The organism is Streptomyces sp. NPDC058663 (assembly GCF_042716745.1).
In the GTDB taxonomy this organism is placed as follows: Bacteria; Actinomycetota; Actinomycetes; order Streptomycetales; family Streptomycetaceae; genus Streptomyces.
On sequence record NZ_JBHXRV010000042.1, the window covers coordinates 34,696 to 48,964 of the forward strand.

The 14,269-nt window shown below is 71.6% G+C and carries 17 protein-coding genes and 1 pseudogene; 11 read left to right on the top strand and 7 right to left on the bottom strand.

All coding sequences use genetic code 11. The features are described 5' to 3' along the window. Positions 1-37: 37 nt before the first annotated feature. Both ACFWVV_RS27510 and ACFWVV_RS27515 read left to right on the top strand, forming a co-directional pair. Positions 38-547 (top strand): hemerythrin domain-containing protein, encoded by a 510-nt coding sequence (locus ACFWVV_RS27510; RefSeq protein WP_384354995.1) that lies wholly within the window; start codon positions 38-40, stop codon positions 545-547. A 180-nt stretch (positions 548-727) separates the two neighbouring features. Next, positions 728-1,171 (top strand): ATP-binding protein, encoded by a 444-nt coding sequence (locus tag ACFWVV_RS27515; RefSeq protein ID WP_384354993.1) that lies wholly within the window; start codon positions 728-730, stop codon positions 1,169-1,171. 118 nt (positions 1,172-1,289) lie between these two features. On the opposite strand, the gene ACFWVV_RS27520 is transcribed toward ACFWVV_RS27515, so the two are convergent. Together ACFWVV_RS27520 and ACFWVV_RS27525 are read right to left on the bottom strand one after the other, a co-directional pair. Further along, positions 1,290-1,643, bottom strand: coding sequence for a hypothetical protein (locus ACFWVV_RS27520; protein ID WP_384354991.1), 354 nt, complete (start codon positions 1,641-1,643; stop codon positions 1,290-1,292). 144 nt (positions 1,644-1,787) lie between these two features. Next, positions 1,788-2,765: an LLM class F420-dependent oxidoreductase gene (locus ACFWVV_RS27525; protein WP_384354989.1), complete on the bottom strand. Its 978-nt coding sequence runs from the start codon at positions 2,763-2,765 to the stop codon at positions 1,788-1,790. Positions 2,766-2,923: 158 nt separating this feature from the next. Here ACFWVV_RS27525 and ACFWVV_RS27530 point away from each other — a divergent pair, with 158 nt between their 5' ends. The 3 genes from ACFWVV_RS27530 (at position 2,924) to ACFWVV_RS27540 (ending at position 5,307) form a co-directional block, all read left to right on the top strand. Continuing rightward, positions 2,924-3,421, top strand: a complete 498-nt coding sequence (locus tag ACFWVV_RS27530; RefSeq protein WP_384354987.1) for a cation:proton antiporter regulatory subunit — start codon at positions 2,924-2,926, stop codon at positions 3,419-3,421. An 18-nt stretch (positions 3,422-3,439) separates the two neighbouring features. Further along, positions 3,440-4,756 carry a cation:proton antiporter gene (locus tag ACFWVV_RS27535; protein ID WP_384354985.1) on the top strand — a complete coding sequence of 439 codons (1,317 nt, stop codon included), beginning with the start codon at positions 3,440-3,442 and terminating at the stop codon, positions 4,754-4,756. 95 nt (positions 4,757-4,851) lie between these two features. Further along, positions 4,852-5,307 (top strand): tellurite resistance TerB family protein, encoded by a 456-nt coding sequence (locus tag ACFWVV_RS27540; protein ID WP_384354983.1) that lies wholly within the window; start codon positions 4,852-4,854, stop codon positions 5,305-5,307. Between the two features lie 168 nt (positions 5,308-5,475). Here ACFWVV_RS27540 and ACFWVV_RS27545 read toward each other — a convergent pair whose 3' ends face one another. The 4 genes from ACFWVV_RS27545 to ACFWVV_RS27560 all read right to left on the bottom strand — a co-directional run bounded on the left by ACFWVV_RS27545 (position 5,476) and on the right by ACFWVV_RS27560 (position 9,418). After that, a complete protein-coding gene (locus ACFWVV_RS27545; protein WP_384354981.1) occupies positions 5,476-7,029 on the bottom strand; it encodes a protein kinase in 1,554 nt (517 codons plus the stop codon). Between the two features lie 63 nt (positions 7,030-7,092). After that, on the bottom strand, positions 7,093-7,533 hold the full coding sequence (locus tag ACFWVV_RS27550) for a GNAT family N-acetyltransferase (RefSeq protein ID WP_384354979.1): 441 nt from the start codon (positions 7,531-7,533) through the stop codon (positions 7,093-7,095). A gap of 204 nt (positions 7,534-7,737) precedes the next feature. Next, a complete protein-coding gene (locus ACFWVV_RS27555) occupies positions 7,738-8,841 on the bottom strand; it encodes a M23 family metallopeptidase (protein WP_384354977.1) in 1,104 nt (367 codons plus the stop codon). Positions 8,842-8,968: 127 nt separating this feature from the next. After that, entirely contained in the window at positions 8,969-9,418 is a 450-nt protein-coding gene (locus tag ACFWVV_RS27560; RefSeq protein ID WP_384354975.1) for an ATP-binding protein, read from the bottom strand. 123 nt (positions 9,419-9,541) lie between these two features. On the opposite strand from ACFWVV_RS27560, the pseudogene ACFWVV_RS27565 reads away from it, so the two are divergent. From ACFWVV_RS27565 to ACFWVV_RS27575, 3 genes and pseudogenes are all read left to right on the top strand, one after another. Next, positions 9,542-10,248: pseudogene (locus ACFWVV_RS27565) on the top strand (DUF5753 domain-containing protein); the annotation flags it as partial. Continuing rightward, positions 10,245-10,454: a DUF397 domain-containing protein gene (locus ACFWVV_RS27570; protein WP_384354973.1), complete on the top strand. Its 210-nt coding sequence runs from the start codon at positions 10,245-10,247 to the stop codon at positions 10,452-10,454. The pseudogene ACFWVV_RS27565 and the gene ACFWVV_RS27570, both read left to right, overlap by 4 nt. A gap of 153 nt (positions 10,455-10,607) precedes the next feature. After that, positions 10,608-11,414 (top strand): ANTAR domain-containing protein, encoded by an 807-nt coding sequence (locus ACFWVV_RS27575; protein WP_384354971.1) that lies wholly within the window; start codon positions 10,608-10,610, stop codon positions 11,412-11,414. A 95-nt stretch (positions 11,415-11,509) separates the two neighbouring features. Here ACFWVV_RS27575 and ACFWVV_RS27580 read toward each other — a convergent pair whose 3' ends face one another. Beyond that, the gene (locus ACFWVV_RS27580) at positions 11,510-11,725 is read right to left on the bottom strand and encodes a hypothetical protein (protein ID WP_384354969.1); all 216 of its coding nucleotides are present in this window, start codon (positions 11,723-11,725) and stop codon (positions 11,510-11,512) included. 115 nt (positions 11,726-11,840) lie between these two features. On the opposite strand from ACFWVV_RS27580, the gene ACFWVV_RS27585 reads away from it, so the two are divergent. From ACFWVV_RS27585 to ACFWVV_RS27595, 3 genes are all read left to right on the top strand, one after another. Continuing rightward, on the top strand, positions 11,841-12,350 hold the full coding sequence (locus tag ACFWVV_RS27585; RefSeq protein ID WP_384354967.1) for a DinB family protein: 510 nt from the start codon (positions 11,841-11,843) through the stop codon (positions 12,348-12,350). Between the two features lie 125 nt (positions 12,351-12,475). Further along, on the top strand, positions 12,476-13,597 hold the full coding sequence (locus tag ACFWVV_RS27590; RefSeq protein ID WP_384355025.1) for an LLM class flavin-dependent oxidoreductase: 1,122 nt from the start codon (positions 12,476-12,478) through the stop codon (positions 13,595-13,597). Next, positions 13,594-14,199 carry an FMN reductase gene (locus ACFWVV_RS27595; protein WP_384354965.1) on the top strand — a complete coding sequence of 202 codons (606 nt, stop codon included), beginning with the start codon at positions 13,594-13,596 and terminating at the stop codon, positions 14,197-14,199. The genes ACFWVV_RS27590 and ACFWVV_RS27595 overlap by 4 nt, the downstream gene beginning before the upstream one ends. The last annotated feature ends 70 nt before the right edge of the window (positions 14,200-14,269 follow it).

A 14,269-nucleotide genomic window follows, 5' to 3' on the forward strand; every position in this document is an offset into this window, starting at 1 on the left:
AGGCGGTGTACGCGCCAGTACGGGGCAAAAGGTCTGCATGACCACGAACGGAAACACCACAGCACCGGGCGACGTCGTCGAACTGATCCTCAAGGACCACCGCAGGATGGAGGACCTGATGCGCCTCATGCGCAGTGCGGAGGCCGACCGGGGCAGCGCCCTCGACGACTTCGCCGACCTGCTGATCGCGCACGCACAGGCGGAGGAGGCCGAGGTCTACCCGGCCCTCAAGCGCTACAAGAAGATCGACGACGAGGAGGTCGAGCACGGCGAGGAGGAGCACGCCGAGGGCAACGCGGCCCTGCTCGCGCTCATGGAGGTCGAGGAGGTCGGCTCCGACGAGTGGGACGAGAAGCTGGAGGAGCTCTCCGAGGCGATCTCGCACCACACCGACGAGGAGGAGCGCACCATCCTCAACGACGCCCGCGGCAACGTCAGCGACGAGCGCCGGGCGGAGCTGGGAGCCGCGTTCACCGAGGCGCGGGACAAACTCCTCGCGGCGGGCTGCGGAAGCCTCGACAATGTCCGCAAGATCGTCCACAAGTAGCCCTGAGCGCACCTCTGACCTGCACGTTTCCCAGGTTCCCCGGCACCCCGCGGACCCGGCGAGATTCCTATGACTGAAAAGTGCTTTCGGGGGAAGGCGCGTCGTCGGAGCACCCGGCAGCACGGGGGACGTCAGGTGTACAGGACAGGACGGGCGGTGCGTGCGGTGCGGGAAGCGACGATGACTGTGGCAGTGGGCATTCCCTTCAGCGCCAGTGCGACGTACGACGGCGAACCGGGCACCATCGGCGAGGCCAGGGACTTCGCGGCGGACTTCCTCGTGCGGGCCGAGGCCCTGCACGGGGTCTCCGTCTCCGCGCGGTCGGCAGGCACCGTGAAGCTCCTGGTCAGCGAGCTGGTCACCAACGCGGCGAAGTACGCGCCCGGCCCCTGCCTGCTGGACCTCTCGATGGAACGGGAGGAGGGCGGCCCCGACCGCCCCGCCCGGGACACCCTGCGGATCACCGTGTGGGACACCGACACCAGCCTGCCGCAGCCCGGCGCCCCGGACCCGCAGCGGATCGGGCAGCACGGCCTGGAACTGGTCCTGGCGCTGTGCAACAAGTACGACATCCAGCGCATGGCCGGCGGCAAGCGCGTGCGGGTGCACCTCACGATCGACTGAGCACATCCGTCTGACTGCCGGACGCCGCCCCCGACGGTCGTACGCCTCCGCCCGACGGCCGGACGCCCCCGCAGCTCAGGGCTGCGGGGGCGTTCGCGTGCGGGCGCGCCTGCCGGTGTCAGCGGCTGACCACCCGTACCCAGACCTCCTGCTCCTGGTCGCCGGCCGCGGTGCCGTCGCCGACCACCGAGAACTTCGCGCCCAGCAGCTTCCTGGCGAGGCCGACCTCGTGCGGCGCGCCCTGGAGGGTGACAGTGACCGGGCCGGAGAGGGGGTCGGGTGCGGACCCGCCCGACTCCGGGGCTCCCGGCACGTCGAAGACCGTCGTCCACACCGTCGGTCCGGCGCCGGGCGTGTCCCCGGGCACGTCGCCGGGGGCCCGGTCCGAGGACGGGAAGCCCTCGGCCAGGACCTCGAAGACCACCCGGGCATCCTGGGCGGGGCAGTCGGTAACGGTGGCAGTGACCTTCATGATGCGTTCCGATCCTGTACGTCGGTGGTACGTCGGTGGTACGTCGGGGACGTCGGGTGCGTGAGGGGCGTCGGGAGCGCGAAGTGCGCCGGGTGTCCGAGAGGGGGCAGGTACGTGGGGTTCGTGAGGTGCGGGGTCCGCCGGTCACAGCTCCCGCAGGGCGGGCAGCAGTTCCTTCTCCGCCCACTCGAGGTAGGGCTCCTGGTGGTCGCCGCCGACCTGGACGAGCGCCACTTCGGTGAAGCCCGCCTCCACGTAGGGGCGTACCGCCTCCACGAAGTCCGCCACGTCGGACCCGCAGGGGATCGAATCGGCCACGTCCTCGGGCCGTACGAACTGGGTCGCACCGGCGAATCCCGCGGGACCCGGCAGCTCGGCGTTGACCTTCCAGCCGCCGGCGAACCACCGGAACTGCTCGTGCGCCCTGGCGACCGCCGCGTCCCGGTCCCGGTCGAAGCAGACGGGCAGCTGGCCGACCCGGGGCTTGCCCGTACCGCCGTGCCGGTCGAAGGACTCGATCAGCTCGCCCTTGGGTTCGGTGGCGATGACGAGGTCACCGAGGCGGCCCGCCAGCTCGCAGGAGCGCTCGCCGGAGACGGCGATGCCGATCGGCGGCAGGGGAAGGCCCTCGTCGCCCGGCAGGTCCCACAGCTTCGCGTTCTCGACGTCGTAGTGGGTGCCGTGGTGGCTGAAGTCGCCGCCCTCGAAGAGTCCGCGGATGATCTCCACGGCCTCCTCCAGCATTTCCAGCCGTACGTGGGCCGCGGGCCATCCCGCGCCCACGACGTGTTCGTTGAGGTTCTCGCCGGAGCCCAGGCCGAGCCGGAAGCGGCCCTCGGACAAAAGCTGCATCGTCGCGGCCTTCTGCGCCACGACCGCCGGGTGGTAGCGGACGGTCGGGCAGGTCACGTACGTCATCAGCGGAATCCGCGAGGTCGCCTGCGCCGCCGCTCCCAGCACGCTCCAGGCGTAGGGGGCGTGGCCCTGTTCGGTGAGCCAGGGGGAGTAGTGGTCCGAGGTGACGGAGAAGTCGAAGCCTGCCCGCTCGGCGCCCACGACGTGGTCGACGAGAGCACGCGGCCCGGCCTGCTCGGTCATCATCGTGTATCCGATCTGCACCATTCCGTTCGCCTCTCCGGGCTGCGCACACCGAAACGTGCGAAACCCACACGATGTCAGGTCACCTCACCCTCGCATACTTGATAAAGAGGGACATTTTGGGTGCGGAGTAGGGTAATGGAACCTTAAAATCGATCACGCTCGCGTCCATGGAGGACCCCATGGGGACACGCCGTTCCACATTGCCCGGCATAGGCATCCAGTACGACTTCGCGACCGAGGGCGGACGGCACATCTCGGTCGTCGTGCACGACGACGGCCGCCGCTTCATCGGCTTCTTCGCCGCGGACGACCCGGACGCGTGCCTGCAGGCCGTCCCGCTCTCCGCCGACGAGGCGACCGCGCTGGCGCACCTGCTCGACGCGGCGCCCACCGACGCGGTCCGCACCGACGGCATCGACCTCGTCACCGAGCACATCCCGGTGACCTCCAAGTCGCCCTACGGCGGAAAGCTGTTCGGCGACACCAAGGCGCGCTCCCGCACCGGTGCCTCGATCGTGGCCGTACTGCGCCGGGCCAGCGCCCACCCCTCGCCCGAGCCGGACTTCCGCCTCGCCATCGGGGACACCCTGGTCGCGGTCGGCACCCGGCAGGGCGTGGCCGCGCTCGCCGACCTGATCGCCGGGACCTCCTCCGGCGCGACGCTCACCGACGACTGAGACCGGGGACCGAACACCGTGCACACCACCGCCCTTCTCATCGAGCTCGGCGCAGTCATCCTGGCCCTCGGCATCATCGGGCGCCTGGCGGGCCGCATCGGCCTGTCCCCGATACCCCTCTACCTGCTCGCCGGACTCGCGTTCGGCCACGGCGGGCTGATACCCCTCGACGCGAGCGAGGAATTCACCGCCGTCGGCGCCGAGATCGGCGTGATCCTCCTGCTGCTCCTGCTGGGCCTCGAATACAGTGCGAGCGAACTGGTCACCAGCCTCAAGACCCAGTACCCCTCCGGGATCGTCGACCTCGTCCTCAACGCGACCCCCGGCGCGATCGCCGCCCTGATCCTCGGCTGGGGCCCGGTCGGCGCGGTCGCGCTGGCGGGCGTCACCTGGATCTCCTCCTCCGGTGTCATCGCCAAGGTCATGACCGACCTGGGCAGACTCGGCAACCGCGAGACCCCCGTCGTCCTCGGCGTCCTCGTCATGGAGGACCTGGCGATGGCGGTCTACCTGCCGCTCCTCACCGCGATGCTGGCCGGTGTGGGCCTGGCCGGCGGCAGCGTCACGCTCCTCATCGCCCTCGGCACCGTCGGCCTCGTCCTGTACGCGGCCCTGCGGCACGGCCGTGTGATCAGCAAGGCGGTCTCCTCGGACAACCCGGAGATGCTGCTCCTGGTCGTCCTCGGCCTCACCGTCCTGGTCGCGGGCATCGCCCAACAGCTCCAGGTGTCCGCCGCCGTCGGGGCCTTCCTGGTCGGCATCGCCCTCTCCGGCGAGGTCGCCGAGGGCGCGCACAAGCTGCTGGCCCCGCTGCGGGACCTGTTCGCCGCCGTCTTCTTCGTCTTCTTCGGCCTCTCCACCGACCCGGCGGACATCCCGCCCGTCCTGGTCCCGGCCCTGATCCTCGCGGTGGTCACCACCCTCACCAAGATCGGCACGGGCTGGTATGCGGCCCGGCGGGCCGGCATCGGCAAGAAGGGCCGGCTGCGGGCGGGCGGAACCCTGGTGGCGCGCGGCGAGTTCTCCATCGTGATCGCGGGCCTGGCAGTGGCGACGGAACCGAGGATCGGCCCGCTGGCCACGGCGTACGTACTGCTCCTGGTCATCCTCGGGCCGCTGGCGGCACGCTGGACCGAGCCGCTGATCATGCGCCTGCAGGGCGGCCGGAAGCAGCCCCCGGCCGGACCGCCGTCGCTGGAGGCCATGATCGCGGCGGAGGCTCCGGCGGCGGGGCGGCCGGATTCCGGTGCGGTGGGGCGGTCCGGGTCGCCTGCGGCGGGGCGGCCCCCGTCGTCCGCGGCCGGGCGGGCGGAGACGTCGTCGACGAACCGTTAGGGCGCCTTTATGCGCGGTCCTGTTAGGTTCTACAGAGCTGTAGATCTTTGCAGCTCCGCACGCACCACCGACCATCCAGACGACGGAGACACTTCATGGCCCTGTGGGACCGCCTCAAGGAAACCGCCTCTACGATGCAGACCCAGCTGGACTCGAAGAAGAACGAGCTGAAGAGCGGCTCCTTCCGGGACGCCAGCATGGCCATGTGCGCGCTGGTCGCGGCGGCCGACGGCTCGATCGACCCGGCGGAGCGGCAGCGGGTGGCGGCCCTCATCGGCAGCAACGACGTGCTCCAGAACTTCCCCGCCGACGACCTCCAGCGCCGCTTCAACGAGTACTGCGAGAAGCTCACGGCCGACTTCGCGTTCGGCAAGGTGAGCATCCTCCAGGAGATCGCCAAGGCGAAGAAGAAGCCGGCGGAGGCGCGGGCGGTCATCCAGATCGGCATTGTGATCGGCGGCGCGGACGGCGACTTCGACAAGACGGAGCAGGCCGTGGTGCGGGAGGCGTGCTTCGCGGTGGGGCTGGCCCCGCACGAGTTCGACCTGTAGGCCTCTAGGCCTCTAGGCCTCTAGGCCCCTAGGAGCGTCCCGCTGTTGTCGGCAGCGGAGTGGCAGTCAGCCGAGTGGCAGTGACGAGGCCCCGCCCCCGGGCCGTACGCAGGTCCGGGGGCGGGGTTTCGGTTGTGCCGAGGGCCGCCCCGCCTCGCGGACCCGCGACTACACCACGCGGACCCGGATCCTCCACCACAGCAGCCAGGAGCCGGTGGCCACGACCAGGGCACTGACCGCGCCGGACAGGAGGAGCCCGGCGAACTCGTCCTTTCCCACGCTCACCCAGGGGAAGAACACCGCCAGGTTGAGCAGTACGGCAAACCCCCAGACGGGCGCGGGGCGCAGCCGGGGCCGGGGAAGGGCGTTCAGGCACGCGACGACGAGTACGGCGACGAGGCCGCTGAGGGTGAGGCCGTGCGCCGTTCCGGGCCACGGAATGAGCCCCACGGCCAGCACCAGGACGTAACACCCCGCCAGTCGCAGCACGCGCGCCCGGGCCCGGCTCATCCCCGTCCCGGCAGGCAGCAGCGCCGGGGACGGCGGAGCCGCCGTCGCACGCCTGCTGCGGCCCGCCGGAACGGCCGTGCCCGCCGCGCTCACGGTGCGGGCGTCGGGTGCGGACCCGGCGCGGGCCCTGCGGGGTGCCGGGGCGGGCCGCTGGACGTGAGCCGGGGCGGGCCGACGCGCACCCTCCGGAGCGGCGGGCCCGACGGATGCCGGCGCGACGCCCGGGTCGGCCCGCGGGTCCGCCCGAGCGGGGACGACCCCCGGGTTGGCCCGTCGCGCACGCTCCGGAGCGGCAGATCCGTCCGATGCCGGAGCGGTCGCCGGGCCGTTCCGGCCGAAGGCCGCCCGTGGGTCGACCTGTGTCGGGACCGGCCGAGCGGGATACCCGGCACCCTCCCGTGCCGCCGCCTCCAGTCCCGCCCGCGCCCGTGCCGCGTCCGCGCGGTGCTGCGGGTCCTTCGTGAGGAGCGCCGCCAGTACGGGGGCCAGGGCGCCCGCCCGCTGCGGCGGGCGCGGCTCCGCGGTGGCCACCGCGATGCACAGCGCGGTGAACGTCTCGGCACTGAACGGCGGCACACCCTCCACCGCGCAGTACAGCGTCGCCCCCAGCGCCCACAGGTCCGTCGCGGGCGCGGGCGGCTTGCCCACCAGCTGCTCGGGGGCCATGTACGCGGGGGTGCCGATGATCGTGCCGGTGTGCGTGAGCGCCTTGGTGGCGTCCGCCATGTGCGCGATGCCGAAGTCCGTGAGGATCACCCGGTCGTCCATCAGCAGCACGTTGTCGGGCTTGAGGTCGCGGTGGACGATGCCCGCCGCGTGGGCGCGTCCGAGCGCCTTCAGTACGGCGAGGCCGATCTCCGCGACGCGCTCGACCGACAGGCTCCCGTTCCGCGCGATGGCCGTGGCGAGCGAGGCCCCGGTGACGTACTCCATGACGATGACCGGGGCGCCCGCGTGCTCGACGACGTCATGCACGGTGATGATCCCGGGGTGGTTGAGCCGTGCGGCGGCCCGCGCCTCGCGCATCACGCGCTGCAGGAGTACGTCGCGCTGCTCGACGGTGATGCCCTGGGGCAGCAGCACCTCCTTGACCGCGACGTCCCGCCCGAGGATCTCGTCGAGGCCGCGCCAGACCCGGCCCATCCCGCCCTGCCCGATCAGTTCCCGGAGCCGGTACCGGCCCCCGATCAGCACCTCGTCCACGTCAGCCACGCGGCTCAGCGTAGAACAGCGCGCTGGGGCGAGTGCCTTGTTCGGCAGGGAAGTTGAGCGGACTCAGCCGAGCGGGCGCGCGGCGAAACAGCGCACCGGCACCCATTCCCCCTTCCCCCAGTCCTGTTCGCCCCCGCCCACCTGTTCCCAGCCCGTACGGGAGTAGAAGGCGACCGCCCCGGTGTCGGCCGCGACCACGTCGAGCACGGCACGCGTGCCATGCTCCCGCGCAGCCTCCGCGACCCGGGCCAGGATCGCCCCTCCCACTCCCGTCCCCCGCACCCGGGGCGACACGAAGAGCCGGGCCACCACGGCGACCGGCCCCGCCACCAGGCCGGGGGCCACGTCACCCGGTCCGGCGGCGACCAGAGCCGCATGGCCCACCGGTTCGCCCGCCACCTCCGCCACCCACGCCTCGAGGGGCCCGCCCGCCCCGCCCGCGTCCCCGACCCAGACCTCCGGGTCGGCCGGCCAGTTCCTGGGATAGCCGTCCTTCTCGTGCACCTCGCGCAGGACATGCGCGAGCGCGGGCAGATCGTCGGGACGGCGGAGGCGTACGGCGGGAGGAGCGGGAGGACGCGGAGGAGCGGGAGGACGCGGAGGAGCGGGCGGACGCGGAGGAGCGGGCGGACTGGGAGGAGCGGGAGGATTCGTCATCGGCGTAGCAGAACACAGCCCTCGGCCGGGGAGGCAACGCGGCCCCGCCCCTCACACGTCGAGCCCGCGCTCCCGCAGCCAGGGCAACGGGTCGACGCCCGAGCCGAGTTGAGGGGTGACGCGGACCTCGAAGTGCAGGTGGGGGCCCGAGACGTTGCCGGTGCTGCCGGACAGCGCGATCGTTTCGCCCGCGACGACCCGCTGGCCCCTGCGCACGCCGAAGACGGAGAGGTGGGCGTACTGGGTGAAGTAGCCGTCGGGATGGCGGACGATCACCTGCTTTCCGAAGCCGTCGCCGCAGCCGATGAAGTGGACGGTGCCCTCGCCCACGGCCCTCACCTCGGCACCGTCGAAGACGGCGAAGTCCTGCCCGGTGTGGCGGTGCTTCCAACGGCTGCCGGACTCCGCGTAGCCCGCCGAGAGCGGGGCGGGGTCCACGGGCTTGACCCACTGCGGGGCATCGGCCCCTTCGCCGGGCGGCGGCGATCCGAGCGGCTCGGCCCCTCCGGCACCGCCGCAGGCCGGGCCCGGGGCGCCGGCCGCCGTGAGGCTCCAGGGACCCCCTCCCCCGCGTCCCGCCCGCCGGACCTCTTCCGCGTGCCGCAACCGGGCCTGGGCCAGCCGGAGCTTCCGTTCGATGAGCTGCCGGGCTGCGGCCTGCCGTACGAGATCGGCCTTCAGCGCACCCAGCTCCCTCGCGGAGGCGGCCCGGTCGCGGGCCAGCCGTGCCCGGGACTCCCGTACGCGGGTCATCAGCGAGGCCGTGGCGTGCCCGCCGCGCCGGGCGAGGGCCACCTGTTCCATCAGCTGCTCGGGGGACTCCGCAGCCAGCAGCCGGACCGTGTACGGGAGGGCACCGGCCGCGCCTCGGTACTGGGTGCGCGCCAACTGGCCCATCACGTCACGCAATTGCCCCAGCCGCGCGCGCTCGGCCGCCTCGGCCGCCCGCAGCCTCACCACTTCCTCACGGGCCCGAGCGACCTCCTTGCGCGCGCTCTCGTGCGCCCGCACGGCCGCCGCCGCCTCCCGGTACAGCCGGGCCACTTCGGATGCCTCAGGTACGGGTCCGGCCAGGGCGCCCGTACTCGCGCCCGCCGCCAGCAGACAGCCGGCCATCGACAACGCGCACCCTCGGATCCACTCGACTCCTCGCATCGCCCGACTGTGGCAACTGCCCACCACCGCCCGGCCCCACCCGCCCCCGGGACGCGCCGCCCGGGTCACCCGGGTGCAGTACTTCGGGGGCGGTGGAGCGCCCGGGGGCCTGAGGTGCTAGCACCCCTCACCGGACGGTCGCGCGCTCGGCCCACACGGTCTTGCAGGGGTACGGGCCGTGCGTCACACCCCACCGGTCGGCCAGCGCCGCCACGAGGAGCAACCCCCGCCCCGCCTCCGCGCCCTCCGCCCCTCCCCCGCCGACGGGCCCGGCCACGGGCAGCCGGTCCCCGCGCGCGTCGGTCACTGCGATACGGAGCGTCCCGGCCGCGTCGACGCCGAGCACGAGCCGGAAGTCCCGCCCCGGCACCCGCCCGTGCGTGACCGCGTTGGCCGCCAGCTCGGCGACGAGGTGCGCCCCGTCCTCCAAGGGCTGACCCCACGAACGAAGTTGCTCGACGGCGAGCAGCCGGGCGAGGCGGGCGCCGCGCAGAGTGGAGGACAGTTGTACGGCGAACCGGCGTTCGTACGGGCGGAGTTGCGCGGTCTCTCGGATTGCCTGGGTTTCATAGTTCACGTCACTCAGCGTGTCGGTCCGTAGCTACCGTGAACAGGGAGATCGCCCTTGCGTACGGAGACTGTCCCGACGCTGTCCGGTGCTGTCCCGACTGTCCGGGGTGCCCTCGCGGGGAGATGAGGTGTCGGGTACGGGGAGGACCTCGTCTACAAGGTGGAGGGCGGCCGGCGCATCCCGAGGCCGGAGTATCTGGACCGTGCGGACGAGGTGCTGGGGGCTCGCGGGAAGATCTCGGCGATGAAGGAGGACTTGGCGGAGATCCGGTATCCGAAGAAGGTTCGGGATCTGGCCAAGCTGGAAGCGCGGGCAGTCGAGCTCCTGGCTACGGAACCCACAACATCCATGGGCTCTTGCAGACGGAGGAGTACGCGCGGTCCCTGTTCGGGATGCGGCGGCCTGCCTTCTCACCGGACGAAGTAGAGAGGCTGGTGGCTGCGCGTGTGGCCAGGCATTCCATTTTCGGCCGCGTACCTGCCCCAGAGCTCAGTTTCGTCCAGGAAGAGGTAACGCTGCGCCGCCGCCTCGGAGGCAGAATGGTATTGCGGCGGCAGCTCGAACATCTCCTTGCCGTAGGCCAGTTGCGGAACGTGGAGATACAGGTGATGCCGACCGCCCGTGAAGATCACGCCGGGATGGGAGGCGAGTTGCAAGTGCTGAAATTCGGAGACGGATCTGCCGTGGGACGCTCCGAAGGAGACTTCGGTAGCCGTCCGGTATCCGACCCGAAGCATCTCCGGATCATTGAGCTGCGGTGTGGCATCATCCGGGCTCAGGCTCTCAATCCAGGGGAGTCACTGGCTTTCATCGAGCAACTGCTGGGAGAGACATGACCCGCAAGCCCTCTGCCGGAGATGCTTCCACGCCGGTGTGGTTCAAGAGCAGCTACAGCGACAGCAGCAACAGCAACGAGTGCGTCGAGGTCGCAGTTGCTCCCGGCACGGTCCTCATCCGCGACAGCAAGAACACCGAAGGCCCCCGGCTCCGTTTCCGGCCGAGTGCCTGGGCCGGGTTCCTCTCGTACGCCGTGCAGCGCTGACCCCGCACCACCCGGAGCCCCCGCCCCCGTACTCACCGGGAGAGGGGGCTTCGTGCTTTCGGTCCCCCCTCTCCTCCGGCAGAGGCACGGCGTCGAGGCCGACCGGCCACGCTACGCACCACGTAAAGACTTGCCGAACAGGAGAAACCGTTCATGGACCGGCATCGTGAGCTGGACGTCGCCGACACCTTCGTCGAGCTGGCCGACACACTGGTGGACTCATTCGACGTGAGGAATTTTCTGCGGCAACTGTGCCTGCGGTGCGGCCAGTTACTCGATGTGTCGTTGGCGGCCGCGTTACTGGCGCCGCCGGGCAAGGAACCGCTGCGCATCGTCGCCCCCTGCGATCCCGGCGGGATGCTCGGCGAATTGCTCGACACCGCCGCCGACGAAGGCCCGGCCGTGGAGTGCCATGCCGGTTCGGCGAGGGCCGGGAGTGAGGCGCGCACCGGCACGGAGCACGGCACGGACCTGGCGCGCGTGGACCTGCGCGTGCCCGACGACCGCTGGGCCGCCTTCGGTCCGCTCGCCCGCCGGGCCGGGTACACCTGGGCGTGCGCACTGCCGCTGAGGCTGCGCGGGGAGAGGCTGGGCAGCCTGCTCCTCCTGCGTACGGGCGAGGAACCGCTGCCTGAGTCCGACGTACGCCTGGCGCAGGCACTCGCGGACGCCGCCGCCATCGGCCTCGTGCACGCGCGGACCCTGAACGCGCACCGGACGACCGTGACCCAGCTCCGTACGGCACTCGACAGCCGCGTCCTCATCGAGCAGGCGAAGGGAAAGCTGGCGGAGCGGATGCGGGTGGGGGTGGACGAGGCGTTCGCGGTGCTGCGGCGGCATGCCCGGAACGGGGGCCTGCGGCTGACGGACGTGGCATACGACGTGGTGGAGAACGGGTTGGTGCCGGGGGCAGCGACGGGGAGCAAGGGGAAGCGGGCTTCGGTGGCGGAGAAGCGGTGAGAGGTGGGGGCGACGTGCGCGACATCCCGGCGGCGGCGCGGCGGTGTCCCGGCGGCGGCGCGGCGGCGTCCCAGCGACATCCCGGCGGCCTCCCGTCAGGAGAAGCGGCGGAGGTGTTCCTCCGTGGGCCGGAAGCGCTTCTGGCAATTGCCGCACCACCAGCGCCAGTGGTGCTCGTCCGTCTCGCGGATCTCGGAGCGGGTGTCCTTCCACAGGACGCCCTGACGGCAGTGGGGGCAGGCCGGGGGGATCGGGGGCGGGACCGGTACGCGGTCGGAGGAGGGCGGGCGGGTGCCGATGCGTGTGGACATCCCGGCAGAGTGCACCCAGTTGGGCTGTGCTCGGGGCAAGTTCGGGGCGCGGTCACCCCTTCGGGGAAGGCAAATCGCTCGACATTCGGAGGTGCCGTATGTCCATCATCCCCCGATGACTCGAACTGATATGCCTCAGACCTGGGACGAACGTTCCACCCTGGCCACCCTCCTCGACTACGCACGCGGAGTGGCCGTCGACAAGTGCGCCGACGTCGCCGCCGAGCACGTGGGGAACGCCCCGCTGCCCGGCTCGCCCCTGATGACCCTGGGCGGGATCATCAGCCATCTGCGCTGGGTGGAGCAGTGGTGGTTCGAGGGGGTCTTCCTCGGGCGGCAGGACGCCGTCGAGTGGCCCTGGACGGAGGACGACCCGGACCGGGAGATGCGGGTCGGGGCGAGCGCGCCGATCGCGCAGCTGATCGCCGAGTACGAGGAGAAGTGCGAGGAGTACCGGGAGCTGGTGGCCGCCACGGACCTCGACGCGGTGAGCACGGGACAGGTGCGCAGCGGCGTGCGGCCGACGCTGCGGTGGGTGCTGCTGCACCTGATCGAGGAGACCTCCCGGCACAACGGCCACCTGGACGTGCTGCGGGAACTGGCGGACGGACGCACGGGGGACTGACCGCAGGCCCCTGGCCGGAGGCCGTCGGCGGGGCGGGAATAGGTCGCGGGGGTGTTCCGTTGCAGAGGTTGTTAAATGTTCAACCTTCTGTACGACGGAACCCAGAGGTGGCCACGATGAACGCGATGCAGTTCGGGATCTTCAGCGTCGGAGACGTCACGCCCGACCCGACGACCGGCCGCACGCCGACCGAGAACGAGCGCATCAAGGCCATGGTCGCCATCGCGCAGAAGGCCGAGGAGGTCGGTCTCGACGTCTTCGCGACCGGCGAGCACCACAACCGTCCTTTCGTCCCGTCCTCGCCGACCACGATGCTCGGCTACGTCGCGGCCCGTACCGAGCGGCTCATCCTCTCCACCTCCACCACCCTCATCACCACCAACGACCCGGTGAAGATCGCCGAGGACTACGCGATGCTCCAGCACCTGGCCGACGGGCGCGTCGACCTGATGATGGGGCGCGGCAACACCGGGCCTGTCTACCCGTGGTTCGGCAAGGACATCCGCCAGGGCATCCCGCTCGCGGTGGAGAACTACGCGCTGCTGCACCGCCTGTGGCGCGAGGACGTCGTCGACTGGGAGGGGAAGTTCCGCACCCCCCTCCAGTCCTTCACCTCCACCCCGCGCCCGCTGGACGGCGTCCCGCCGTTCGTCTGGCACGGTTCGATCCGCTCCCCGGAGATCGCCGAGCAGGCCGCGTACTACGGCGACGGCTTCTTCGCGAACAACATCTTCTGGCCGAAGGACCACTTCCGGAAGCTGATCAACCTCTACCGCGAGCGATACGCGCACTACGGGCACGGCACCCCCGACCAGGCCGTGGTCGGCCTCGGCGGCCAGCTCTTCCTGCACAAGAACTCGCAGGAGGCCGTGCGGCGGTTCCGCCCGTACTTCGACAACGCCCCGGTCTACGGCCACGGCCCCTCGCTGGAGGAGTTCGCCTCCGAGACGCCCCTCACGGTGGGCTCCCCGCAGGAGGCCATCGAGAAGACCCTCACCTTCCGCGAGTCCTTCGGCGACTACCAGCGCCAGCTCTTCCTGATGGACCACGCGGGCCTGCCGCTGAAGACGGTCCTCCAGCAGCTCGACATCCTCGGCGAGGAGGTCGTACCGGTCCTGCGCGAGGAATTCGCCAAGAAGCGCCCTGCCGGTGTGCCGGACGGCCCGACCCACGCGGCCCGCGTCGCCCAGGCCCTCGCCGACACCCCGGCATCGAAGCCGGCATCGAAGGAGGTCACCACCTCATGACCACGCACCTGGCCGTCGTCTCGGCGGGGCTGAGCGTCCCGTCGTCCACCCGCCTGCTGGCGGACCGCCTGACGGAGGCGGTCCGCACCGAGATCCCGGACGTCACCGTCCACGTCGTCGAACTGCGCGAACTCGCCACCGCCATCGCCCACCACCTCGTCACGGGCTTCCCCAACGAGGCACTGCACGAGGCGATCACCACGGTGTCGGAGGCGGACGGCCTGATCGCGGTGACCCCGGTGTTCGCGGCCTCCTACAGCGGTCTCTTCAAGTCCTTCTTCGACCTGCTCGACCCGGACGCGCTGACCGGCACCCCGGTGCTGATCGCAGCCACCGGCGGCACGGCCCGGCACTCCCTGGCCCTGGACCACGCCGTCCGCCCGCTCTTCGCGTACCTGCGCGCCATGACCGTCCCCACGGCGGTCTTCGCGGCCTCGGAGGACTGGGGCGACAAGGGTGACGCCTACACGACCCACCTGCCGGGCCGGATCACACGGGCGGCCGGCGAACTCGCCGCCCAGATCCGGGCAGCGGCCCCGCGCAGGACGGCACAGGACGTGGTGCCGTTCGCGCAGCAGCTGGCGGACCTGCGGTTGGACTGAGCCCGGGGTACGGGCCCTGGGCACCCCGTGCGGTGGACAGAGCTGATGCGCGAGGTGCCCAGGGCCCCTG